At 33.8% G+C, this 24,843-nt stretch carries 26 protein-coding genes and 1 other RNA gene; 10 read left to right on the top strand and 17 right to left on the bottom strand.

Annotation, left to right across the window (positions count from 1 at the left end; translation table 11 throughout):
• Positions 1 to 196 precede the first annotated feature (196 nt).
• From OEM44_04270 to OEM44_04245, 6 genes are all read right to left on the bottom strand, one after another.
• Positions 197 to 634: a universal stress protein gene (locus OEM44_04270; GenBank protein MDH3516014.1), complete on the bottom strand. Its 438-nt coding sequence runs from the start codon at positions 632 to 634 to the stop codon at positions 197 to 199.
• A 62-nt stretch (positions 635 to 696) separates the two neighbouring features.
• On the bottom strand, positions 697 to 1,200 hold the full coding sequence (locus tag OEM44_04265; GenBank protein MDH3516013.1) for a hypothetical protein: 504 nt from the start codon (positions 1,198 to 1,200) through the stop codon (positions 697 to 699).
• 643 nt (positions 1,201 to 1,843) lie between these two features.
• Entirely contained in the window at positions 1,844 to 2,314 is a 471-nt protein-coding gene (locus OEM44_04260; protein ID MDH3516012.1) for a VOC family protein, read from the bottom strand.
• A gap of 332 nt (positions 2,315 to 2,646) precedes the next feature.
• Positions 2,647 to 3,345 carry a phosphoglycolate phosphatase gene (locus OEM44_04255; GenBank protein ID MDH3516011.1) on the bottom strand — a complete coding sequence of 233 codons (699 nt, stop codon included), beginning with the start codon at positions 3,343 to 3,345 and terminating at the stop codon, positions 2,647 to 2,649.
• A gap of 52 nt (positions 3,346 to 3,397) precedes the next feature.
• Positions 3,398 to 4,480 carry a hypothetical protein gene (locus OEM44_04250; GenBank protein MDH3516010.1) on the bottom strand — a complete coding sequence of 361 codons (1,083 nt, stop codon included), beginning with the start codon at positions 4,478 to 4,480 and terminating at the stop codon, positions 3,398 to 3,400.
• 25 nt (positions 4,481 to 4,505) lie between these two features.
• Positions 4,506 to 5,027 carry a hypothetical protein gene (locus OEM44_04245; protein MDH3516009.1) on the bottom strand — a complete coding sequence of 174 codons (522 nt, stop codon included), beginning with the start codon at positions 5,025 to 5,027 and terminating at the stop codon, positions 4,506 to 4,508.
• 391 nt (positions 5,028 to 5,418) lie between these two features.
• Here OEM44_04245 and OEM44_04240 point away from each other — a divergent pair, with 391 nt between their 5' ends.
• Together OEM44_04240 and OEM44_04235 are read left to right on the top strand one after the other, a co-directional pair.
• Positions 5,419 to 6,528 (top strand): GTP-binding protein, encoded by a 1,110-nt coding sequence (locus tag OEM44_04240; protein ID MDH3516008.1) that lies wholly within the window; start codon positions 5,419 to 5,421, stop codon positions 6,526 to 6,528.
• A gap of 303 nt (positions 6,529 to 6,831) precedes the next feature.
• Positions 6,832 to 7,044, top strand: coding sequence for a hypothetical protein (locus OEM44_04235; GenBank protein MDH3516007.1), 213 nt, complete (start codon positions 6,832 to 6,834; stop codon positions 7,042 to 7,044).
• Between the two features lie 284 nt (positions 7,045 to 7,328).
• Here OEM44_04235 and OEM44_04230 read toward each other — a convergent pair whose 3' ends face one another.
• Positions 7,329 to 9,113: a collagen-like protein gene (locus tag OEM44_04230; GenBank protein ID MDH3516006.1), complete on the bottom strand. Its 1,785-nt coding sequence runs from the start codon at positions 9,111 to 9,113 to the stop codon at positions 7,329 to 7,331.
• 125 nt (positions 9,114 to 9,238) lie between these two features.
• Between OEM44_04230 and OEM44_04225 the strand changes: the two genes are divergently transcribed.
• Complete coding sequence (locus OEM44_04225) at positions 9,239 to 10,360, top strand: tetratricopeptide repeat protein (protein MDH3516005.1); 1,122 nt, start codon at positions 9,239 to 9,241, stop codon at positions 10,358 to 10,360.
• Here OEM44_04225 and OEM44_04220 read toward each other — a convergent pair whose 3' ends face one another.
• Together OEM44_04220 and OEM44_04215 are read right to left on the bottom strand one after the other, a co-directional pair.
• Complete coding sequence (locus tag OEM44_04220; GenBank protein MDH3516004.1) at positions 10,361 to 11,167, bottom strand: rhodanese-like domain-containing protein; 807 nt, start codon at positions 11,165 to 11,167, stop codon at positions 10,361 to 10,363.
• A complete protein-coding gene (locus OEM44_04215; protein ID MDH3516003.1) occupies positions 11,155 to 12,963 on the bottom strand; it encodes a nitrite/sulfite reductase in 1,809 nt (602 codons plus the stop codon). Before OEM44_04215 ends, OEM44_04220 begins: the two co-directional genes overlap by 13 nt.
• A gap of 190 nt (positions 12,964 to 13,153) precedes the next feature.
• Here OEM44_04215 and OEM44_04210 point away from each other — a divergent pair, with 190 nt between their 5' ends.
• Positions 13,154 to 13,972 carry a sulfide-dependent adenosine diphosphate thiazole synthase gene (locus OEM44_04210; GenBank protein ID MDH3516002.1) on the top strand — a complete coding sequence of 273 codons (819 nt, stop codon included), beginning with the start codon at positions 13,154 to 13,156 and terminating at the stop codon, positions 13,970 to 13,972.
• Between the two features lie 24 nt (positions 13,973 to 13,996).
• On the top strand, positions 13,997 to 14,764 hold the full coding sequence (locus tag OEM44_04205) for a hypothetical protein (protein ID MDH3516001.1): 768 nt from the start codon (positions 13,997 to 13,999) through the stop codon (positions 14,762 to 14,764).
• Here OEM44_04205 and OEM44_04200 read toward each other — a convergent pair.
• Together OEM44_04200 and OEM44_04195 are read right to left on the bottom strand one after the other, a co-directional pair.
• Positions 14,754 to 15,668, bottom strand: a complete 915-nt coding sequence (locus OEM44_04200; GenBank protein ID MDH3516000.1) for a lactate dehydrogenase — start codon at positions 15,666 to 15,668, stop codon at positions 14,754 to 14,756. The two genes, OEM44_04205 and OEM44_04200, sit on opposite strands and share 11 nt — an antisense overlap.
• 15 nt (positions 15,669 to 15,683) lie before the next feature.
• Complete coding sequence (locus tag OEM44_04195) at positions 15,684 to 16,115, bottom strand: universal stress protein (GenBank protein ID MDH3515999.1); 432 nt, start codon at positions 16,113 to 16,115, stop codon at positions 15,684 to 15,686.
• Between the two features lie 160 nt (positions 16,116 to 16,275).
• On the opposite strand from OEM44_04195, the gene OEM44_04190 reads away from it, so the two are divergent.
• Positions 16,276 to 17,130: a CBS domain-containing protein gene (locus tag OEM44_04190; protein ID MDH3515998.1), complete on the top strand. Its 855-nt coding sequence runs from the start codon at positions 16,276 to 16,278 to the stop codon at positions 17,128 to 17,130.
• A gap of 46 nt (positions 17,131 to 17,176) precedes the next feature.
• Here the strand turns inward: OEM44_04190 and OEM44_04185 are convergent, their stop codons facing one another.
• A complete protein-coding gene (locus OEM44_04185) occupies positions 17,177 to 17,608 on the bottom strand; it encodes a universal stress protein (GenBank protein MDH3515997.1) in 432 nt (143 codons plus the stop codon).
• Between the two features lie 111 nt (positions 17,609 to 17,719).
• Here OEM44_04185 and OEM44_04180 point away from each other — a divergent pair, with 111 nt between their 5' ends.
• The 3 genes from OEM44_04180 (at position 17,720) to OEM44_04170 (ending at position 19,936) form a co-directional block, all read left to right on the top strand.
• Entirely contained in the window at positions 17,720 to 18,157 is a 438-nt protein-coding gene (locus OEM44_04180) for a CBS domain-containing protein (protein MDH3515996.1), read from the top strand.
• A gap of 48 nt (positions 18,158 to 18,205) precedes the next feature.
• Entirely contained in the window at positions 18,206 to 19,207 is a 1,002-nt protein-coding gene (gene trxB / locus OEM44_04175; GenBank protein MDH3515995.1) for a thioredoxin-disulfide reductase, read from the top strand.
• A 246-nt stretch (positions 19,208 to 19,453) separates the two neighbouring features.
• Complete coding sequence (locus OEM44_04170) at positions 19,454 to 19,936, top strand: hypothetical protein (GenBank protein ID MDH3515994.1); 483 nt, start codon at positions 19,454 to 19,456, stop codon at positions 19,934 to 19,936.
• On the opposite strand, the gene OEM44_04165 is transcribed toward OEM44_04170, so the two are convergent.
• The 4 genes from OEM44_04165 to cofD form a co-directional block, all read right to left on the bottom strand.
• The gene (locus OEM44_04165) at positions 19,930 to 20,922 is read right to left on the bottom strand and encodes a cysteine synthase family protein (GenBank protein MDH3515993.1); all 993 of its coding nucleotides are present in this window, start codon (positions 20,920 to 20,922) and stop codon (positions 19,930 to 19,932) included. The genes OEM44_04170 and OEM44_04165 overlap by 7 nt on opposite strands.
• A gap of 9 nt (positions 20,923 to 20,931) precedes the next feature.
• A complete protein-coding gene (locus OEM44_04160; protein ID MDH3515992.1) occupies positions 20,932 to 21,168 on the bottom strand; it encodes a sulfurtransferase TusA family protein in 237 nt (78 codons plus the stop codon).
• Between the two features lie 322 nt (positions 21,169 to 21,490).
• Positions 21,491 to 22,129, bottom strand: coding sequence for a 2-phospho-L-lactate guanylyltransferase (gene cofC, locus OEM44_04155; GenBank protein MDH3515991.1), 639 nt, complete (start codon positions 22,127 to 22,129; stop codon positions 21,491 to 21,493).
• A gap of 1 nt (position 22,130) precedes the next feature.
• On the bottom strand, positions 22,131 to 23,051 hold the full coding sequence (gene cofD, locus OEM44_04150) for a 2-phospho-L-lactate transferase (protein ID MDH3515990.1): 921 nt from the start codon (positions 23,049 to 23,051) through the stop codon (positions 22,131 to 22,133).
• A gap of 115 nt (positions 23,052 to 23,166) precedes the next feature.
• On the opposite strand from cofD, the gene OEM44_04145 reads away from it, so the two are divergent.
• Positions 23,167 to 24,534 carry a hypothetical protein gene (locus OEM44_04145; protein MDH3515989.1) on the top strand — a complete coding sequence of 456 codons (1,368 nt, stop codon included), beginning with the start codon at positions 23,167 to 23,169 and terminating at the stop codon, positions 24,532 to 24,534.
• A gap of 26 nt (positions 24,535 to 24,560) precedes the next feature.
• Here OEM44_04145 and rnpB read toward each other — a convergent pair.
• Positions 24,561 to 24,840, bottom strand: an RNA gene (gene rnpB, locus OEM44_04140) — RNase P RNA component.
• Positions 24,841 to 24,843 lie beyond the last annotated feature (3 nt).

Raw genomic sequence — 24,843 nt, 5'->3', positions numbered from 1 at the left:
TTGTTGGTTGGATATGCTAAATACTATTAAATATTTCATGAATTTGAAGTCTGAATCAGGACAATAGCATATTTTGATAGTTAAACGTTAATGAGAGCTTATCTATTCGTAGATTTTGTAGAGACTATCAAGAAATTACTGAGAGAAAGCTTGATCATAATGATTGTTTATTTATAATTTGAATAATTACCTAATGTCATTTTTCTCCCTTTGTAATTAAAACAGAACATTTTGCATGTCCTACAACACCATTTGCAACACTTCCAAGCACAATCTTTCTAAAACCTGTTCTGCCGTGAGATCCCATCACGACCAAATCAATATCATGGCTATTTGCATAAGATACTATTGCTTCTGAAGATGAAGGATTGTGAATTATTTTTATTGAGAATGGTATGTTTTTGCTCCTTGCCTTGTCCTCAAGTTTTTTAAGCTTTGCAGCAGCAATAGCTTCCTCCTCGTCTTGAATTTCCTGCATACGTGTCATAGACATCCCAGCAGAGTCAGATATTTTTGATTGTATTACGGTCATGCCTATTATTTCTGATTCAAACTTTTCTGCAATTTCTAATGCTTTTTCAAATGCTTTTTCAGAGTACATAGAACCATCAAACGGTACAAGTATTTTTTTCAATGTAATTAACTTCGTTTTTTGGAATTTATATCCTTTGCATGATTTTTAAATTCATAAAATACCTAAAATCCAATATCAAAATCAAATCCACCACCGTCATCACCAATATCTCCTTCTCCACTTGCATCTTGAGGAATGTCCTGAGGCGGGATAAAGCTGACCATGGTCATTCCTAGCATGCTAAACATCATTGAAAACATCACCATGTCTAAAATCCCAAAAAACATCATCTCCTTGAAGGAAATCTTGTTTTCATCCATGTATTTCTGGAGTTTTTGTTTGTCTCCTGACTTGTATAATTGTGCCATTTGATTCCACTTTCCCTCCAATTCATGTATTCTATACTCTAATTCTTTTACTCCTTTCTCAGTTGTAATGATCTCCACTTTCTTCCCAAATAACCCCTTCTTCTCTTTTACATCTATTAGGCCGCGAGACTCTAATTTTTCAAGAATGGAATTCAGTTCAGATGGTTTAATTTTTGCAACCTGGCAAATTTTGTTAAATGATTTCACTCCTGACTTGATCGTTCCTAAAACAATTACATCTTTTGGCTCTTCGTCCATGGTTTGAATTCTATGATTATGGCTAAAAACATTTTGAATGATCTAAGTTACTTTGTGTTACATTATGAATGATCTAAGTTACTTTGTGTTACATTATGTTGCTACCCGTGTCTATCATGATAATATAACAATAACTTGTCATATGATGGAAGGGTAAAATCAAGACTGAACAAATCAGTTCTAGTTTTATTTGCAATATTTTTTTCTGATTGTGTTTTACTTTATCATCTACCTATGTCGTAGGGATCTTAATGTACAATATAAGCCATAGAACAAACATCGACATGATAAGTATTCCAATTTTTGGTTATGTTGTTTTAATCTCTGTAAACCCAAATGAGAACTGTGATGCAATTGCAAATAGTTCAATAAATATTTTTGAAGAAATCCTCAAAAAAACATAGCATTTTTAACATAAACAAGTTCAAAACTTGCCATAAAATGTGGTTTTGGCATATGTTATTTCATGTGGTTGAGCCAAAATGCCTAACAGTTGCAAAAAATTTAAAGAAAACATCTGCATTTGATCTTCCCTTCAGCATGTAGACACTCACAATAATTTTCTCTCCAATACAATCTGAAAATAATAAATGATCTTGAGGAACAGCTGGACAGAGCAATCAAAAATAAAGAAAAATATCCCTTATTGGCTATGTTGTTTTGACATGTATTCTTTGGCGGCTTTTTGCATCTCTTCAGGTGACATGTCTTTTTTATGTGTAGACACCATCCATGAATGTCCAAATGGATCAATCACACTTCCACATCTATCTCCCCAGAATGCATCCATTAATGGCATTACTGGTTTGGCACCTGCTTTAACTGCTTGATTATAGACCTTATCTGAATCCTCTACATACAGGTGAATTGTGGTCGAAGTACCTCCTACTGTAGTTGGAGAACTACAACCCATTTGTGGGAATTCATCACTCATCATAACAAAGGAATCTCCAATCTGAATCATGGCATGCATTGTCTTGCCATCTGGAGTAGGCATTTGATAGATCTCTCTTGCATTAAATGCTTTTTTGTAAAACTCTATTGCTTCTTTGGAATTACTCAGAACAATTGATGGAGTCACAGTGTGGAATCCGTCAGGTATTGATTTTGTCATGAATAGAAATACAAGGTATATGTTAAAAGATTTTACCCTATTTGCTGAGATCTAATTATAACATTCGCGACCGGGAAAAAAGAATAGAACAATACATCATGATAGTAGAAATTTATGATGTTGTAGAACTGATCAAGATTTTACAAAAATAACCCTATGGATATTCTAATTTTGGTCAAAGTTAACATGATTTTATTTTGGTTAGCCAAAAAAAAACTCCCAAGCAACCTATACTTGAACTCAGTTAGTTATAGCATCCTTTTACGATATTCAAATTACTTAAAATATTAATGTGAATCTTTTTTGCTGCCAAAACCATCTAATAGATATCATTATGTTAATTCCCAATTTCTTGACGCTAATCTATCTAATGCTTCAAGAAGACCATCCCCTGAATGAGCAGAAACTGTTGTCGTGGCTTGTGATTTTACCTGCTCTGAGGCATTTCCTAACGCAATACTTGTATTTGCCACTTTAAACAGTGGAACATCAGTTGCACTGTCACCTATGGCAATAACATCATCACGTAAAATTCCCAATTTCTTCATAATCTTTGAAAACCCATAGCCTTTGTCAATGCCATGAGAATTAATGTGATATGCATATTGACTATCAGATAATTCTACTTCGATATTGTTTTCAGCTAAAACACTTCTTGCAAGATCAAGATCAAATGTTCTCTGTAACACTACCTCAGTCATCCTGGGAAAAACTGGTTTTTCTTTCACATTTTCAATATTGTTTTGAATTACTTTTAATGCATTTTTGCATTCATCTATGTTTCCTAACATCATATGTTCATCAGAATTTAGAGTGATGCATCCGCCGTTCTCACCAACTGCAATTTTTGTAGTTCCGCCAAATACCGAAAGCAAAAACCCTTCAACTGATGATCTACCTGTTACAAAAATTACATTATGGCCCATGTTAGTTAAATGTCTAAGTGCTTCAAGTGCACCAAGATGAATACGTCCACCACCATTTTCAGTTATTGTGCCGTCAATATCTACTGCAAATGTTCTCTTTTTCACAAGAATCATTTTTTAAACTGGATAATATTTGCTACGTAAAGAAAACCAATGTTTAGGCTTTGTGTATTTGAATCTTTTTTGAAATTTTTTCAGACAATAAAGCTGCAAAAATACCCATCAATATAGCTGGAATCACTGTGAGTGAAAATACTTTACCAATTAATTCAAAATAGACAAAATAAATTAAACTTGGAGAAACAAGCTTTCCAAGTAAAACTTCATTGAAAGTATACATCACATAAGGATAGTAAACCATGTAAAATATAGATCCAAGTAATCCTCCTACAAAAATACAAGAGATTTTAGATTTATTGAATCTCAAAATTATATCTGATATTACAAAAGGAATTAGATTCAATGAATAGAACTGGATCGAATCAAAAAGTGCAAAATTGGGCATGATTGCAGTCGAACTATATACTAGCAAAAATAGGCTTCCAAGAATACTCATAGTTCCAAATTTAAAATCAGATAATCTGAAAACGAAAAACATCGAAATAGATATTAAAAAAGGATAGCCCAAGGAAGCAACAAAAAATGCAAGTATTGGATCTGGATTAAATTCAAAAAAATCTGTACTAGAAAATGGTAAAGACAATGAAGAGAGGATACCAGAACCCGATAACCAAACAGGAATGACTACTAAAATTACTAAATACTTCAAAATTGAATTAGTATTGCTATTTTTCAAATATCTTGAAATCCCAATCATGGGGCCGACACTGCATAAAAACATCCCAGTGATCAACGTAAAATGAGGTGGACTTAGTAATCCATCAAGACCAAAATTAGAATGCCACGCAAAATCAAAAGGCCCTGCTCCTGTAAGTAATGCTATTCCAATCAACTTGATCTTTAAAGGAAATTTATACAATTCCTTAAAACGATCTAAATTTTTCCATCCTGTAAACGATAATACAACGCCAATTAGAGATATTAAAACTCCAGAATACATCAGGGCATGTGGTGGGGAGAAAAATGATTCAGGCTTGTTTAGTAAATGATTTGTTATATCCCAACTTCCACCAATAGTTACCAATAAGATTCCAAGACTTGTAAAAACACTTCCGAGAATAAAAATATGCTCAGAATAAATTTGAAGAAAACTTAATTTATTTTTTGATTTCGTAGACATGAATATAATCAGCATTTATAGGATATTATGGGTTTACGTTTACTGAATAAACTAAAACATATTCATCTTGATGATCTAAAAATCCAGAATCAGGATAGTGTGAAAGATTACTTGTATGTGGAATATCTATTGATTTGATATACATTGTAAAAATACCTAATTTTTCAGGGGTAATAATCAGTCCCAAATGATTTTTTATTCCAGGATATGTAGGCCTAGTCATAGCCTCAATAGATGGGTATTTAGAAAAAGTTGATTCCACCCCACCACTGTATTTGGCACTTATTTTATCTCCTATTGAGATGTATTTAGAGGACTGTGTAAAATCATAAGTTGCAATTTCAACTACATCCATTTCAATTAGATCTGGAAATGCTACAGAAACAATATGAATATCACCATAATCTCCTTTGTTCTCTGAAATAACATTTAGTCTAAATGAATCCCCAAAAGAGATATCATGCTCGCTTAAATCTACTTCCAAGTATGGTTGTGGTATTAGTTGTTCAGTCGAAAGAAATTGTTCAGGTAAAACAAAAAGAGCCAAAATAAAATACAATATAATGAAAAATCCTATAAAAATAAATAACAATAATTTTTTCACATAATCTCACGCTCATTAACTGTTAAAAAATGATAAGATGATATGTTCATGAGACACCAAAGATCAAAACATGAGGTACAATAGTGGGGAAATACTGTTGAAAATATGGTAAGAAAGGGACGTATAAAAGAAATTTCTAGAAAAGTATTATTTACAGATGAATCTAGACAATTCAGAATTTTCTGTTGGGATTTTGAAAGAATGAGAGAAGTTCAATTTTCAGAATTTTTAATTCAATCAAATAACTTTCAGATGATCCTCATTAATAGAATCAAGAAAATAAAAAAAGTAATACGGTTTTATTTGAAAAGAATGTTATGGTTGGTGAATAATATTGGGAATTCCTGAAAAGATAAAGGCCATTCAAGATGAAATGGCAAGAACTCAGATCAATAAAGCCACTGAGCATCACATAGGTCTGTTAAAGGCAAAAATTGCTAAACTTAAAAGAGAACAAGAAGCTGATGTAGCTAAGAAATCTGGGATTAAGCAAGATGGATTTGATGTAAGAAGAAGTGGCGATGCAACAGTTGTGTTTATTGGATTACCTAGTGTTGGAAAATCTACGCTGTTAAATAAAATGACAAGTGCAAATTCTACAGTTGGGGCTTTCCAATTTACCACTCTTACAGTTGTGCCAGGGATGATGGAGTATAGAGGTGCAAGAATTCAAGTTTTAGATCTTCCTGGAATTATCAAAGGTGCATCTACAGGCAAGGGATTAGGAAAAAGAATTTTGTCTGTTGCAAGAAGTGCTGATCTTGTATTGCTCATACTAGATGTATTCCAACCTTTTCATGAAGATGTCTTGGTAAATGAATTGGGAAATATTGGAATTAGGCTTAATCAACTACCTCCGAACATCACAATAGAAAAAGCATCTATGGGTGGAATTGCAATTGCCCAACAAGTTAAACTGACAAAAATTACTGAGAAGCACCTTAAAGACATCTTACATCTTTATGGATTAGTTAGTGCGCGTGTAGTAGTAAGAGAAGATCTTACATCAGAACAACTGGCAGATCATATTGCTGGAAATGTAAGCTATTCAAAAGCACTGACAGTTTTAAATAAAATTGATTTAGTGGATCAAGAATTTCTAAAAGATTTGAAAACAAAAATAAAATCAGATGTAATCGAAGTATCTGCAAATTCAAATACAAACATCGATTTACTCAAAGAGAAAATATATGAAAAATTGAAATTTATCAGGATTTACATGAGGCCTAAAGGAGAAGAAACAGATTTCAAAGAGCCATTGATTGCAAGAGAAGGAGATACGGTTGAAGATATTTGTAATAAACTTCATAGAAGATTGAAAAAAGAATTTAGATATGGTTTAGTCTGGGGTAAAAGTGTAAAATTTGGAGGACAAAGAGTAAGTCTAAATCACATTTTACTAGATGAAGATGTATTAACAATTATCAAAAGAAGAGGAGTATAATTTAATTAAAAATTAGGAAATAGATCAAAAATTTAAGTTGGATAATTAATACCTCATAAAAATAAAAAAGATCTAATATTTGTTCTAATCAGATCTAAATATGAGTACAAACTATAAAATAATTCTAAAATGTATATTCAAATCGTTCTCATTACATGATAAAGATAGTATATTTGAAAATAAATTTTGAAATTTTAACGATCATAAAAAAAATTGAAGAAATTATTACTTCATAATTTGTAATCAATTTGTGTAAATTTTTTTAGTTTAACCACTGAAAAACAATGAAAATACCGATTCTGTATGGCTATAAAGAGAAAAGCTGCAACTAAACGTAGATCAACATCTAAATCTACTGCAAGAAAAACAGCAACACGCAAAGCAGCTCCAAAGAGAAAAGCAGCAACACGCAAAGCAGCTCCAAAGAGAAAAGCAGCAACACGCAAAGCAGCTCCAAAGAGAAAAGCAGCAACACGCAAAGCAGCTCCAAAGAGAAAAGCAGCAAAAAGACGATGATAATATCGTTAGTAAATTAACAATCGTCCAATCGATGACGAATTGTTTTCCTTTTTCTAAATCTTTGTTAGTGTCAACTAAAGATATTTCAAATCATAACTGTTGTTTGGAATTTTGAGTCCATATATTAAAAAATATATTAAATTTAGAAATCAATATTTTTAGAATATTTTAAAAATAAAAATATTAACCCAAATCAAAATTTTAAAATAAAGATAATTATTCACTTTTGGGACTAAATAATGCATTACAAGTAAAAAATTTAAAAAAACTGTTTGAAAAAATCAATAAAGATAACTCATCAATTTAATTTGTTCTTCCGTTGAAATCATATTTTTATTTGTTAGAATTTCTAACAAATCTTTGAAAAGTGCTTTTTGTTCGGGAGACATTCCACCTGATGGACCTTTTTCTCCTGGCGGACCTGGCGGACCTCTTGGACCTGGCGGACCTACTGGACCTTGTCCTCCTACTGGGCCTTGATCACCGCTAGGCCCAATAGAACCTGTTGGACCACGTTCTCCCTGCGGACCTTGAATCCCCTGCGGACCCTGCGGACCTTTCTCTCCCGAAGGTCCTGTTGGACCACGTTCTCCCTGCGGACCCTGCGGACCCTGCGGACCTTTCTCTCCCGAAGGTCCTGTTTGTCCTGTTGGACCTTTCTCTCCAATTGGACCCTGCGGACCTTTATCGCCTTTTTCGCCTTGTGGTCCTGGTACTCCTGTTAACCCTTTAGCTCCTGCAGGACCCTGCGGACCTTGTGCTCCCTGCGAACCTTTCTCTCCGATTGGTCCTTCAGCACCTTTAACGCCTTTCTCTCCAATTGGACCCTGCTGACCTTTATCGCCTTTTTCGCCTTGTGGTCCTGGTACTCCTGTTAACCCTTTAGCTCCTGCAGAACCCTGCGGACCCTGCAGACCTTTCTCTCCCGAAGGTCCTGTTTGTCCTGTTGGACCTTTCTCTCCAATTGGACCCTGCGGACCTTTATCGCCTTTATCCCCAATTGGACCTGTGGAACCTGTTAATCCTTTATCTCCAGATAATCCTGTTGGACCCTGCAGACCTTTCTCTCCAATTGGACCTTTTTCGCCTTTATCCCCAATTGGACCTGATGGACCTTGAGTCCCTTTTTCTCCTTGAACACCAGATAATCCTGTTGAACCTTTATCACCTGTTGGACCTGTTAATCCTGTTGGACCTTTATCACCAATAACTCCCTGCGGACCTTTATCCCCTTTTTCTCCTGGAGACCCTCTTAATCCTGTTGGACCTTTGTCACCCGATAATCCTGTTGGACCTTTATCGCCTTTCTCTCCAATTGGACCTTTCAATCCTGTTGGACCTTTATCGCCTATTTGTCCTGTTGGACCTTTATCGCCTTTCTCTCCAATTGGACCTGTAACTCCTTTATCTCCTTTATCTCCTTTATCTCCTGTAACTCCTTTATCTCCTGTAACTCCTTTATCTCCTGTAACTCCTTTATCTCCTGTAACTCCTTTATCTCCTGTAACTCCTTTATCTCCAATTGGACCTGGTGGACCAATTGGACCCTGCGGACCTTTATCTCCTGGTGGACCAATTGGACCCTGCGGACCTTTATCTCCTGGTGGACCAATAACTCCAGTCGGACCTTTATCTCCTGGTGGACCAGGTTGACCTTCAGGACCTCTACTTCCATAGGAATGAGAAGACTCAGTACTTGTTTTCGTAGAACGCTTGACTGGTTGATCCTCGATAGATTTAGTTTCTGTTTGAGATGGCGATGATCTTGCTAAAGGGACAACAAATACAGAATGTAATGAAGAGAATTGATCATTGACTATAATCCAAATTTTATCCAGACTTGCAATTGCTGAAGGAAGTGGATTAGATGGAGATCCAAGGGTTTCAGAAAACATCCCTTCTTTGACCCGAAGATGAAAATTACCTTTCCATAAAGACGAGAATTGCTTTGTTCGGATTACCTCATCTGAAGGCTTACTTTCAGTAATTGCAATTTGGACTTCGTAGACACCTGATTGCTTGAAAGGTGCCTGTCCTTGAATTTCTATTCGTGGCTGAGATGACACAAACGATTGTGTATATTTCAAGTATTTTTGTATTTAGATCGCTTAAACTCATCCCAAGTTTCAGATATGTGCCATTAGGCTCAATTAAGATAGTATTTATCTAGATAAAAACACATTTTGTCCTAGTGAAAAAATTATTTAGAAAAAAATCAGAGAAAGTAGCAGAGAAACCAGAGAAGATCGCTAAAGAAGAGACAAGTATTGTTGATTCAGATTACAATCGTAAAAAATTATTCAAACGTGGAATCAATTTAATGGCAGATGAAAAACTTGAAGAAGCCATAGAAGTTTTTGAACAGGCATTAAGAATTGATCCTAATAACATAGAAACTCTGATGAAATTGGGGTATGCCCGATTCCACATTGATGATCATAGTGAGGCATTGAAAATATACGACAGAATTTTAGACATAGATGTAACAAATCCCGAAGCATGGAATCTAAAAGGATTAGTCCATTATGAACAGAAAAATTATTCTAAAGCATTAGATGCAGTTCAGAAGGCAATAGAATCAGATCCAACATATGGGATGGCATGGTATAATCAAGCATGTTTCTTATCTTTGTTAAATCAAGTACCAGAATCATTAGAGTCATTAAAACGCTCAATTGAGATTGATGTTAAAAATGCAAGAAAATCAATTAGAGATAAGGATTTCATGAATGTGAAAATTGAAGAAGGTTTCAAAAGAATTCAAGAAGTTGTTGTTTTAGAATCTATTAGACAAGGATATCATACATTAGGTGCAATTGTTTGGACAACATTTTTAGACAAAGCTGATGCAGATAACGCTTTAAAGAAATTATTAGAAAAAGGATTAATTGTTCAAAATGAAAAACGTGATGGTCTAAGTAAAATTCCAATTTATGATCTTGCACCAAATGTTGCAGAAAAAATTGGTAAAGAAAAGAAAGGTTTGTTTGGAATTACAAAAAAGACATTACCAAAACCTGTTAAAAATTTGAAAGAACTAAGCCAAGCTATACATGCCGTTAAAGAATCTATTGAAGGAGAAGACATTGAAAAAACCATCGAGATTTTTGATGTGTTCATAGATCCTGCAAAATCAGGAGAACAAATGATTGAAAATTTCTTTGATGAACATAGAGAGATTAGATTATGGAAAATACGATTGAAAGATAGGGGCAAAGACTATTTGATTGAAAATAAAGACAAGATGTTGGTTCTGTTTGATAATATAGAAGGTACTGTTACGAAAAAACTCCGGAATGAAATTTCCTCTTAATTACTCTGCAGATAAATCCCAATAATTTGCATCTTCTTGTTTTTCTGTGGGTTTCTGAAGATTTTTCCATTCCTTAAAAGAACGAACGTATAATTTTGTATTTGGTAGTCCTACAGATTTCAAGGCATAGTATGCCAAACCTGACAATGTACCCACACTACCACAGTAAGTGATTATCTCTGAATCCCCAGTGATGCCTCGATTATCAAATAATCTTTTCATATCGTCTTTGGAACGCAAAATCTTATCTTTTGTTGCCAGAGTTCGATAAGGAATGTTAATGGCATTTGGTATATGTTGTTCAAGAAAATTCAATCGCTCTCGATTATCTACTAAAATTACATTATCTTTTGTTTTTGCATTTTCTAAATAATCAGAGGTGGCCAATATTTCGGGATGTAAATGCATAGAATGCTCTTTACTTTGAATGTCAGGAATTTGAGAATCCGTTTCTAATCCCAGGGATTTCCAATGACTGTATGTAGTTTCAAGCAATGTTACATTAGAATGTCCTATGTATTCTAATGTCCAAGCAACTCTTGAAGCCAAAGCACCAAATGTATCGTCGTAGACAACTACTGGGAGTTCATCATCAATACCCATTGAAGTTACAATTTTTAAAACTTGTTCAGGACTATCATCAGATAAGAGAGTTGCTAAAGGTAAATTTACAGAAGTAGGGATATGACTTTGTTTGTAATCTCCTTCTCTTCTAACATCAATTACTCTCACACTTTTATCTCTAATTTCTGATCGTAAAGAATCAACATCTGTTGTGATTTTGCCTGATTCTGTCAAGCAGCACATTCACCCTTTCCGGTTTTTGTATGATAACTTGTATCGCTACCATAGTCCAGATAAAAGTCCGGATCGTTTTCTTTTGTAGGTGGAATGATCAGTGGCTCCAATATTTTTTTAATATCATTAATGGATTTTATAGCCGAATCTTCATTTCCATTTATAATTCTATGAATCCATGATTTTAGAGTATCATCATCTTTCTTGTTTTGTTTGAATGTTTCAATAATTTTTAGAATTACAGGTATCACTCTTTTTGCAGGAACTCTAATACATGTTACACCCAACATAGTATCGCCGTCAGAACGTCCGCCTAAAGACATTTGATAATTTGGATACATGTCTTTCCCAACACGACCCCCTCCGCCAAAGAATCCTATAGTTGCAATTCCATGTTGCCCGCAAGAATTAGGACACCCACTAATCTTAATGGATGAATCACTTAGATCGTTATCTTCATCAAGTTTTAGTTCAAGAAACTTTCTTTGAATTTCTTTTGCTAGTCTGTGAGAATTTGTCAGAGCAAGATTACATGAAGTAGTTCCAGAACATCCAATAGGGGCCGTCATGGTTAATGCACCCGATTTTGCTAGCCCAACTTCAAGTAGTTTAGAATATAGGCGTGGTAAGTCGTCCTCATGAACATATCGCAATGCAACATTTTGTACAAACCCACATCTCGCCTTTCCCTCAGATGAAAATTCACGAATAATATCAGCTAATGCATTAAGTTGACTTGCAGTGATATCTCCTGCTTCTAGAGTGATAAATACAGAACAGTAATCAGTTTGAGATTGTTTAACAGTGTTTGTTTTTACCCATCTAGCAAATCCGTCTGGTGTGGGTGCGCCACTCTCATCAGAAATTCTAATCGGTCGTTTGATTTTATCTGGAGTGAGGTCAACATCTAGTTGAGTTATTATGGATTGAGTAGCTCTTACCACCGCACGTTCTTTGAAAACAAGGTTTTGAAATTTTTCCCATCCCATATCATTTACCAGATAGCGCATTCTATTTCTTGCAAGATTTTTCCTATCTCCTAACCTATCAAATATCCTCATTACAGCAATAGAAGTATAAAGTAAATCTTCATCAGGAGTAAATTCCTCCAATTGATGTCCAACATAAGATTTGTTTCCCAGTCCACCCCCAAGAAATATCTTAAAACCACGTTGGGATGAACCATCAATATTTCGAATTTGTGGAATTAACCCTACATCGACCATTCTCACCATCCCATGTTTTTCACAACATGTAAAATTAAATTTGAATTTACGTGGAAGGTTTTGGGCCATTGGATTTCTTAAAAAGAACCTTGCAGTTGCAAGTGCATACGGAGTTGAATCAAATTCTTCGTTAGTACAAACACCTGATAATGGACTGCACATTACATTTCTAACAGAGTTACCACATGCTTCTCTTGATGTTAATCCTACTTCAGACAGGCCTCTAAAAATTTCTGAAACATCCTCAAGAATTACCCAATGAAGTTGAATGTTTTCTCTAGTTGAAAAATGTGCACTGCCTATAGAATACTGTTCGCTGAGTTGAGATATTTTTTCAAATTGATTTGGATAAATTTCCCCTGCAGGTAGTTTTATTCTGACCATCGCATAATCCCCAGTCATTCTGGTACCATATGCTCCATGTTGAAGTCTAAATCGTCTAAAACTAGCCTCATCATATTTTCCTTGGCGGAACAGTTTTACAGTTTTAGCAAAATTGTCAGCTTCCTCAATTCTAGCCCAATTAATTTTGGGTTTGGTGGAATCTGGTGTATATTGTTTAAGATCAGATGACGTCAATACAATGAAATTTCTTTTAGTTTGGTTATAAATTTTTGATATTTGGGTATTTTAGGAGAAATAATTTCATCAAAGTACATAATTTTCCTATTCTTACACATCATGAGTAATCAAAATTATTAGTGTGACCTAATTTTTTTTAAAAAAAGTTGTGGGAAAGTATTAATTGTTCACGAAAGGAAACAACGCCATGCAAAAAGTAACCATTGCAGAGCAATCATCTAAAATATTTACAGATGTACGTGAAGTCGAAATTACACGTGCAATAGCAAACGAATTTCATGAGGTATTAATTGATAGAGCAGACTCCGATGTCATCATAATTGGTGCAGGACCTGCAGGGTTAACTGCAAGCAGAGACCTTTCTAATATGGGTTTCAAAGTTCTTGTCATTGAACAAAATAACTATCTGGGAGGAGGTTATTGGTTAGGTGGATATATGATGAATCCAGTAACTGTAAGAGAACCTGCGCAAAAATTTTGGGATGAATTAGGTATACCGTACAAAAAAGTTGCAGATGGATTATACTTAACGCCTGGACCTCATGCCGTATCAAAATTAATTGCAGCAGCTTGTGATGCAGGTGTAAAATTTCTTCAACTTACAAAATTTGATGATTTGGTATTAAAAAATGGTAGAGTGACAGGAATTGTTGTTAATTGGATGCCCGTTTCAGCACTACCACGTAATATTACCTGTGTTGATCCAGTTGCACTTGAAGCTAAAATGATTATTGATGCTTCAGGTCATGACTCTGTGGCTGTGAAGAGACTAGTTGATAGAGGCCTGACAAAATGGAAAGGAATGGAACCAATGCATGTTAATGATGGTGAAGAACATGTTGTACATAAAACAGGTGAAGTTTACCCCGGATTAGTTGCAGCAGGAATGTCAGTTACTGAAACTCACGGATTGGCTAGAATGGGACCTACATTTGGTTCGATGTTGTATTCTGGAAAAAAAGCAGCTGAGATTACGGCAGCAAAAATCAAAGAGTTAGAAAGATAAGCTATTGAATCAATATCCTTCTTGTTGAAAATTTCAAAAATTATTCTTTATGATGAGCCAACTGTTCCTGAAATTCAAATAAAAGAATTACAGAAATTTATTACAAATACATTTCCAGTATTAGTGGAGATAAGGGATAATTTCTTCAAACATAATGATAAAAAACGATCTAAGAATATTGCAAGTGTCAGAATATTTGATTTAAAAAATCCATTTCAAAAACATATACCAACAATTGAAGAAATAAAAATTGAAAGTGATAACACGGACATGTCAGAAAATGATCTAAAGATATTATATGATGGCTTTGAATTTTGTAAAAAAATTATTGATTTCATTCCAATAACTGAGAATAATGCTGACATATTGCATATTATTTTTACAAATAAGCTCATATGTACATTTGATGATGGCGATTTTAGATATCATGCACGAGCATTAATAGGATCCAACCCTGCAATTATTTCTACTACTGGAATAATAGAGGCGCCTGCAAAACCAAAAAAGTACTATTTGGAATTACTAACAAATTTCTCTGATGAAAAAATTGAAGAATTAAAGAAAAAATACCGAGGAGAGTTCTTAGAATATCATGATTCAAGATTATTTAAAATTGTAGAGGGATATATTTTACAAGCAATCATGTATTATGAAACAGGTAATGCCTTTTGTGATAATTCAGATTGTAGATTATATAACGCACATTGGCAAAAAGATCTTTTTCGCACTCAAATCGAAAATAATTTTTTTTGTGATGTACATCAGCAAATATTAGATGGGTTCAAAAATTAGAAAAAACAGATCTTAACTGATCTTTGATTATATGTGATGATTCTTTTAATAATATTGATTCAGATTCATTAAGATCAAGAGTTTGAATTTCAGAAACACCGTTTTTATTGATTTTAACAGGCACTCCCATTGCTACATCACTCTCACCATATTCTCCTTCAAGAACGATAGAAGCAGGTATGGTAATTTCTTTTAAGTTATGAATAGCTTCTACTACGTCATAGGTTTGTTTGGCAATGCCAAACTGAGAACGGCTTTTATATGCTCTTAGTCTTTTCCAATAGTTTCGAATGTTGTTGGTCATGGTGATTTTTTCATTAACGTCAAGTATAGAAGACAACTTACTACCATCAACAGAAACGCCTGAGAATATGGGAACCATGGAGTCACCATGCTCGCCAAGAACCAACGCGTTAGAAATAAAGGATTGTGGTATGGAAAATTTTTCTGAGATTAAGTATCTAAATCTGCTTGAATCCAGACTGGAAGCAATTCCAATTACTTTGAATCTGGAAAACAAAGTTTCCTTTTGAAAAACATATGTTAAAACATCAAGAGGATTTGAAATCACTAAAACAATGGCGTCTGGACAGTATAGTTTTATTTTTTTTGCAATATCTTTAATGGTGGTTGCCTGAGATATAGTATTTTCATATCTATTATTTTGATATGCCCCAGTGCTTGCGGTGATTATGATAATATTAGAACCCATGATTTTAGAATAATCTGATGTTCCTTGAATGGAGAACTCGGAATTAAACGGAATCGTATTAGAAATATCTAATGATTCCCCAATTGCTTTGTTTTCATTACGGTTAACTAGTAAAACATTGTCTAAAACATGAGACATACATAAAAATGCAATAGAAGTTCCGACTCGACCGCTACCTATAATTGAAATCAATTATATCACAAAGGTTTACTTTACAATAAGTACAGGACATCTTATTTTTTGCGATACACCATTTGCAACACTGCCTAAAAGCAGCTTATCGAAACCAGTTCTCCCATGAGAGCCAATCACAACAAGATCATGCTTGCGAGATTTTGCAAATGTAACAATATCTTTAATCACTGATTTTGAGGCAATAATATTGGAAGTAATAGAGACTTTATTTTTAATTGCAATTAATTCCAGTTTTTCGAGATACTTTTTTGAAACCTTCTCTTGTTTTTTAATTAATTCGGAATCATCTTTTGCGTCATAATATTTGTGATGCCACGCATCACCTTCAACACATGTCAGTATTACAATTTTAGAATTATATTTTTTTGCAACATCTACTGCTACTTTAAAGGCTCTTGTAGATTGACTAGATAGATCAAAAGGCACAAGAATATTCTTAAACATAATTTTCAATACTCCTTTCTCTGAATATTGTTTTGAGATTTATTCACATTCAAACCATCTGTGTTGGAAGTAATTATTCTTTCAATAATTATCAAACATGGTTTTCAACAGTGACATCATCAGAGACATATTTATGAAATTAACATGATAAAGTAAATCTGTGGATGTAAAAAATTTAAAACTATCCAAATTAATATCAAAACCAATCACAGTAAATTCAAACATAACTCTTATGAAAGTAAGAGAAATCTTACTAAAAAACAAGACAAAACGAGTAATAATTTTGGACAAGAAGTTCCCATTGGGAGTAATAACTGAGAGAGATATTGCCAAAAAAATTTATGAATTAGGAACAAAACCAATTGACTCGGTAAAAGCAAAAGAATTCATTCAAAAAAAATTATTTACACTAACTAAGGAAAATTCAGTTCAAGAATGTGCAAAAATGATGAAAAAACATCGAATTAGTCTAATAATTATTATGAATAATGATAAAACATTTGATGGGATTGTAACAGAGACAGATCTTGTAAAAGCATTTCTCATAAAAGAGTCAACACAAATAAAAATTTCTAAAATAATGAAAAAGGAAGTGGTTACTGCAGAACCAAGTGATCCTATATTACATGTTGAAAGTTTATTGATAAAATATGGAATTTCAAGAGTAATCATAAAAAGAAATCAGAAACCCATAGGAGTAATCACCTTCAGAGATTTTGTTCCTGCAAAAATTCCACAATGGATTGCAGAATCAGCAGATCCAAAAGAAGTACAAGAATATAAATTCAAAAAAGGTTTAAAAGAAATACATTCAAATCAAATGAGTTATCTATTTCCGTTTCATGCCACAGACATAATGTCATCAAATCTAATTTCAATAGAAATGAACAAAGATGTAAAACTTGCAATAACACTTATGATAAAATATGATATTAGCGGACTTCCGGTAGTACATAAATCAAAACTTGTGGGAATTGTAACCAAATCAGACATTGTCAATATATTGGCTGAATAGAAGTGTATTAAGACAAAAAATAAACTGATCAATAGTTATAAAGTCTCTATTTTACAATTAAAATAGGCTTTTTGGATTTGTGTAATACATAATTAGAAACACTTCCTAAGAAGATCTCTTTAGCGGAGCCAAGTCCACGTGCACCAATAACCACCAAATCGATACCATTTTTAGAATTATTTGCAAATCGAGCAATGTCGTATCCTGGATCTCCTGATATTGCTTTCCCAGTTAATTGAATTCCTCTTTGTGCTGCCTTACCTTTTGCATCTTCAAGGATTTTTTTTACTTCTGTCATGGAATTGAAGTCAAGAAACCCAAGAGGATGAATTGCATGTATTCCAGGTACTGATTTTACTGCTAATGCAGTTATGGTTCCTTGAGATTGCCTTGCAATATGAATGGCCATATCTAAACCACGAAGTGAGTTTTTTGAGCCATCAAGTGGAACAAGTATTTTCTTAGTCTTAATTCTCACAAATTATGTCAATGTCTTTTGGATTTTAAGGCTATTGTGATTATCTAGATTGATTTTCAATTTTGATAATTTAGAATTGATATCATATAATTGAAAAAAATGTATCATGGCATGAACAGTACCTTTGTAAATCAAATAATGAGTAAAAATGTGTTAACTCTGGATGGAACTGTTTCATTACAGGAAGCTGCAGAAAAAATGAAGAATCTAAAAGTAGGTTGTGTGATAATCTTACACAATAAAAATCCAGTTGGAATTATTACCGAGAGAGACTTTGTTACTAAAGTGGCTGCGGAGGGAAGACCGTTGTTCACCGCAATTTCAGAAGTAATGTCGTCTCCATTAATCACAATTGATTCTGAAGAAACAGTTTGGGAAGCATCTGAATTAATGAAAGAAAAGCAAATTCACAAACTTCCTGTCAAAGAAAACGATCAGATTGTTGGAATCGTAACAACTACAGATATTGTAAAAATATCTAGTGTAGGATCAGATTCTGAAATGCGTAGAATCTGTGATCAGATACTTTTGAGAATGAAAAACAAGTAATCAAAAGAGATATTCACTTAAATTATTGAAATTAGTAGGGCTATCACCATGATGGCCGCAGATGCTGGTGCAACAGTATTAGAAACAAACGATGATAAACCCAAAACACCTGACAAAAGTAAAACAAAATTTGATGTAGTGATAATTGGTGCAGGGCCTTCAGGATACACTGCTGGAATTTACTGTTCAAGAGCAGGCTATGATACACTAATTTTATCTGGATTACTTCCAGGAGGCCAGTTAGTTAATACAACGGAGGTCGAGAATTACCCTGGTTTTGAAAATGGAATAATGGGTCCAGATTTGATGATAGACATGCGAAAGCAATCTCAAAGAATGGGAACAACCATTATTGATGATGAAGTAGTAAATGTTGATTTGAGACGAGCCCCATTCAAAGTTTTAACAGCATCAGAAGAATACGAAGCACGAGCAGTGATAATAGCAACAGGTGCAAATCCTAGAAAATTAGGACTAGAAGGTGAACAGACGTTTGGAGGTAAAGGTGTTTCATATTGTGCAACATGCGATGGTCCGTTTTTTAGAAATCAAGAAATTGTAGTTGTAGGTGGAGGTGATTCAGCTATTGAAGAAGCAACATTCCTAACAAAATTTGCAACGATTGTTCATCTAATACATCGTAGAGGTGAATTACGCGCAAGTAAAGTAATGCAAGAAAGAGCATTTAACAATAATAAAATCAAATTTCATTGGGATTCAGCCGTTACAGATATCAAAGGGGATCAAAAAATGCAACAAGTAATTATAAAAAATCTAAAAACAGGTGAAGAGAAAACACTTGATGCTGGAGGTTTATTTGTTGCAATTGGACATGAACCAAACACAAAGTTATTCAAAAGCCAAATTGAGTTAGACGATGAAGGTTATGTTGTTTTAAAAAATAAGACATATACAAACATAGAAGGAGTTTTTGCAGCTGGAGATGTACATGATAGAATTTATAGACAAGCAATTACAGCTGCAGGATTTGGTTGTATGGCGGCAATAGATGTAGATAAGTATCTAACAGAAAGTACCGATAAACAGTAATGAAAATTGCTCAATGTAAAAGATGCTTGAATAAATTTCACAAGAAAGACATCTACACAATCCAACAATTTCAATATAGAATGTTGCCAACGTACAAGTGGCCTTTAGAATTTTTTGAAAAGTTAGACATTAGTGAATGGGATTCATTTTGTGAAGAATGTATTATGATCTATTCCAAAAAATCTAAAGACACATGGAAGGAACTCATCACTTAAACTCTTTATTCTAATTAATCAAACAAATGTTATGAGTCGAGATCCGGAAAATATCAAAAAATCCGTAATGGAATTCGATGAAAAACTTACAAAATTAGGGATGAACCTAAGTGAAATTCAATTCAGTTACAAAATAGAGGAAAAAACATCCAAAAATTACTGGCAAAAAAGAATTGATGATTTTAAAAAATATTATAAAAAAGCATTAGAATATTACAATCAAGTCTATGCAATGATGAATTTAGTGAATATAGAAGAATCACAAATGTTTCTATTACGTACAAGTAAATTTCGTCAATTAGCATTAGTTTTGATAGAAATTATGGAAAAAATTAAGGAAAATCCGTCAATCATAGATCCAAAGGATAAACAACAAAGTCAGTGGAGTAGAAAAATTAAAAATGAAATTATTGAACACAGTAACAAATGTTTGAAACATGAAATGGATATGAATTCTTTGTTCAGAGAGTTTTATGAGACAAATTTAAAGAAAATGATGGATTCTAATCAGTAAGCTAATTCTGACATGTACTTGGCATCTTTTAGAGAATTATCAAATTCTTCCTCACTCATAATGTTTTGAGATGTGTAAACACTTTTGAATTTTCTTCCATCATCTGCAAATATCCCTACCGCACATCTGTTTCCTTCAATGGGATATTTTTTCATACACGCATAAACTGCTGCTGAGGATGGACTAATTAACAATTTATCTCTTGCAAAGATTTCTCTTATCACTGAAAATGCTTCATTGTTGTCTACTGAAACCCAATCATCTACAATCTTTTCTCTTTTTAGAAATAAATCTGGTTTAGCAGATTCTTCAAAATTTCTCCACCCCTGAATCAAATGATTCTGTTGTGGTTGACAACCAATGATCTTAACATTGGGATTTTTTTCTTTAAGAAAAGTTCCAATTCCAGTAATTGTGCCACCCGTGCCAACACCCGTAAAGAAATGAGTCACTTTACCGTTCGTCTGTTTCCAAATTTCAGGGCCTGTTCCTTTATAATGTCCAATAAAATTTGCCTCATTTGCATACTGGTTTGGTGAGTAATACGTATCCGGTCTAGATGATGCAATGGATGTTGCAAGTGCAATACTTTGGTCAGTCCCAGATCCCACTTTTGGACATAGATCATCACTAGTTTCAAAGATTTTAGCACCCAGATTTCTAATGATGGTCTTAGTTTCATTACTAGCTTTTTCTGGAATAACTATCTCAACTTTATAACCTAATAACTTTGCAATTCCAGTTAGTGCAATCCCAGTATTTCCAGAAGTCGGTTCAATTATTATGCTTTTTCCTTTTTTTAAAATTCCTTTTTCTTCACCATCTTTGATCATCCAATACGCTGCTCTGTCTTTTACAGAACCAAATGGATTGTGACCTTCCAATTTTGCAAAATATTCTATGTTATCATGAGAAAGAGAATTTAATTTAACAAGTGGGGTATTGCCAACCCGATTTAGTACCTCTGTATCATTGACAGCAGTCATGATTTTTGGTTATTTCACCTTTTTAATCTGAAAAGTAACAACATCTCCATCTTTAGACATGTTGACTAATTCGTGACCATTTCTTGTGACCCATCTGGATATGTCATCTTCAGCTGCAGGATCATCTGCAGACACGGTTAATGTCTCTCCAACTTGCATTCTTTCAATTTCGATCTTTGTTCGGAATACAGGTTCAGGACAAAATAATCCAGTTGCATTTAATTTTTTTTCAGTTGATTCAGACATTGATATCTATTTCATCAAAGGCGTTTTGTCATATTAAAATCTATACGAGTTTTGACTGTACAAATAATCAAACATTCATCTATTTGTAGAGTACAATAATTCATCAGTATCGTGATATAACAAACACCGGATTTCTTCTGGATACGATGTTTTTTGGTCGGTAATTCTTTGGAAGATTATCTGTATTGATGAATATCTTAATGTTATTGTTCTTTTCATTTAATTTTGTAATTTGTATTATTTGGAGGTTAGCACTGCTACAGATAATATAAAATCTGATGGAATACTTGATCCTATAACATTCAATCTCTTTGCTTCTATTTTATTTTGAATCTAATATTTTTCTAATTTTTTCTGCAATCTCTGGTTTTTCTTTTTGTTCTAAAAGAAATTCTAAATCTTCATTATTATCTACATCCCACATTATTCTTTTTACAAAAACCATTGCAACATTCAGTGTATGCTCTTTGGCTTTATTCATGTGGATTTTATAACTATCTTCATCATAATGTGTCTCCATTAAATCTATAGGCATTCTTGCAAGAGCATTTGTCCCATCAAATCTTCTTGAAGGAACAATAATTGCAAAATTTGGTGGTGATTTGTAGTTTAACATAAAATCAATATCTTGAGTTTTGATGTATGGTATGTCTTGAGGAAATACAATTGAGGCATGAAAATCATTTTCTAAAAGGTATTTATCTGCAAGTGCAACTGCCTCATTAACACTTTTTTCTTTTTCATCAATGATATTTACCGTGTTAAATTTTTTTCCAATTTCTATTGCTTTTTCTTCTTTTGTCACCATAATTGTTTTTTCAATTTGCGGTGATATTGAAATTGTATGCAAAATTTCCTCTAACATAACTTTACATAAATCCTCAATTTTTTGTGGATGTATATCTAAACGTGTTTTAGCATTAGAGAATGTCTTTACAGGAATAATTGCGGCTATTTTCAAGTTATACGTGTACTTGTTTTAAGATGAAATTGGCTAATGCTTCTTCGGCCAGTTTATTTTTCATAGTAATTTTTGTCTCAAAAACCTTCATATCTAAACTCTGAATTTTTTTTATTAACATTCTATCTTTTACATCAACAATAATGTTTGAACAAACATCAGAATACATCTTTGCCAAACCATATGCACTTGATTCTATTCCTGCTGCTTGCATATATTTAGCTGCAGGTCCACTGATTGCGTCATCTCCAATTAACGGACTTATTGCAACAACTTTTTTCTTTATTTTTGATAATTCCTTTCTGATTCCTTTGATCTGAAGCATTGGACCTATTGATGTTAATGGATTTCCTGGAGCTATGATTATCATATCTGCATCATGTATTGCATTTACAGCTTCAGGATTTGGGCGAGCTTTATCTGCGCCGATATATTGAATTCCTAATACTGGATCTTTCCCTCTATGCTTGACCCAATATTCTTGTAAATGTAATTCTCCTTTGTCTGTAGTTATTCTTGTTTCAATACTGTTATCTGTTACTGGAATAATGTTTGCACTAACTGCAAATTTTTCACATATCCATTTTGTTATGTCGCTAAGATTCTTACCATTCTTTAACATGTTAGTTCTTATGAGATGAGTTGCAGCATCTCTATCTCCAATTCTGAACCATGTCTCTTCTCCAAAAACTTCCATCTGTCGCAAAAAATTGAATGTATCTTTTTTCATTCCCCATCCTCGTTCCTGATCGAGTAAATCTGCTAACCCGTAAACAATGGTGTCTATATCTGGACATACATAGAGTCCATACAGCCAATAATTGTCTCCAACATTACTAATTACGTTTATTTTGGATTCTTGGGCTACTAGTCCTCTGACTAATTTGACTGAACCTGTTCCTCCTGCTAAGACTGTAATCATATCATTTCCTCTAAAACCAAAAATATTCTAAACAATACTCCATATTACTTTTTCAAAAAATACCGATCTAGATAATTAGGATAAGTTTATTACTGTAATTTTCAGAATTTTGTTTGTGTCTAAGGCTGTAATTGTAACAGTTTTACTTGCAACTCTTTTAGTAGTGGGTACAAGTACATCTGTGTGGGCTGCCCAATTAGATGCTAGAATTAACCCTAATAGTGATACATCACCATTTTCAATGAATTATCAAAAGACAATCTTCATTGAATATCCAAACGGTGGTCAATTATATGATGAGTTACATGAAAAAACCTGGACTCTTAGTGGTACTGCAGACCTTTCAAATCCTGGTGTTCGGGACTTAATGAAAAGATTAAATGAAAATATTGCTGATGCTGGAAGTCAAGCAAGAATTTCTGATCTTAATGTCTTGTATGATATTCATCTTAAAGGTAGAACAATTAACACTTCTATTGATTATAAAGTAATTCTCAAAGGAACTCTGGTTGATTATGTAATCACCAAAGATCAAAGTCGAACACTAGTTGATTTAGGGTGGAGAGGACTATCTACAAATCAACAAATTGAAATTGATGGTGTAGATATTAACCACCCAATTAACATGCTCAAAGTAGAAGAACCTTTGATATACAATACAGTAATTGGTACTGATGCCGAAGAAATTTTAAGTAAAAATATGATTAACGCTGATTTTATTGCACAACAGCCTTTAACTAACTGGCATTTCTTATTTGATCCTACAGGAATCAACGTGGATGCTGGAACATTTGGTTTAGATGAAGAAATATCTGGTTTTGTTGTATCTAGCTGGACTATGGGTGAAAGCAGTATCCGCGAAGGAAGACAAGTTGAACGAATCTTTACAGCCGAAATTAATGCTGATGAAAAATATACTATTAGAACAGTACAGTCTGCAGATCAAGGAAACTTGGCTGCAATTGGTTTTGGTGCATTAGATATCTTAGATGGTGTAGAAATTGCCGGTATAACCCCAACTCCTCCAGCAGGTTATGCTACAACATCTACTGGCGACTTTCCAGTTATGATTGTTTATGGAATGGCAGGACTTGCAGCTGTTGCTGGAATTGCATTCTTTTTTGTAAGTAGCAGATCATTGAAAAATGAGAAACAAGGTCAACAAGGAATTGATCCTAATAGGTTGGTAGGATATCAAACTAGTGCATCAGCTGGTGGTTATCAAACTAACAGAGGTGAAGCTCAATTAAGGGATGAGTCTGATTATCAACAAACACGAAATGTCTATGAAACATCCACACAACAAAGCCCACCCCCACAAACTACAACTCCTTCTACTGAAGATGAAGCTGCATGTGGTTGTGCTGCATCTGCAGAGATAGGTTCAGAATGCGACTGTGTAATGCATGGGTCTTGTCTTTGTGACGGAACTTGTAGATGTAGTGCTGACTTATGTAAAGAACAAGTTCGTTCCATGAGTTAGACTCTGGATTTTTTAAAAAAAGTTATGTGTGCTGGGAGTAACCCTCCTTCTGTTTTCACGATATTTCGCTTTGCAGCCTACCTGAACTTAGTACAGGTACTTTGAGTTCTGTTTGGCCTTGCTCCATGTGGGTCGGCTTTTTTCATTCCTTTTATGGAAATCTCAGGTTTTGCCATCATTGTGCGCCATATTGGATTCTTTTCTGCTCCGTTGCCAATCATCTCTGATTATTTATCTCCAAATCACATTTCCTGTAGGGAGGGAGGAGTTTCCTCTGCCGTGGCAGCATTTCGTGCTCCAGCTCACACA

The sequence above is a fragment of the Nitrosopumilus sp. genome, assembly GCA_029862745.1.
GTDB lineage: Archaea > Thermoproteota > Nitrososphaeria > Nitrososphaerales > Nitrosopumilaceae > Nitrosopumilus.
This window is presented reverse-complemented; position numbering and strand designations above follow the sequence as displayed.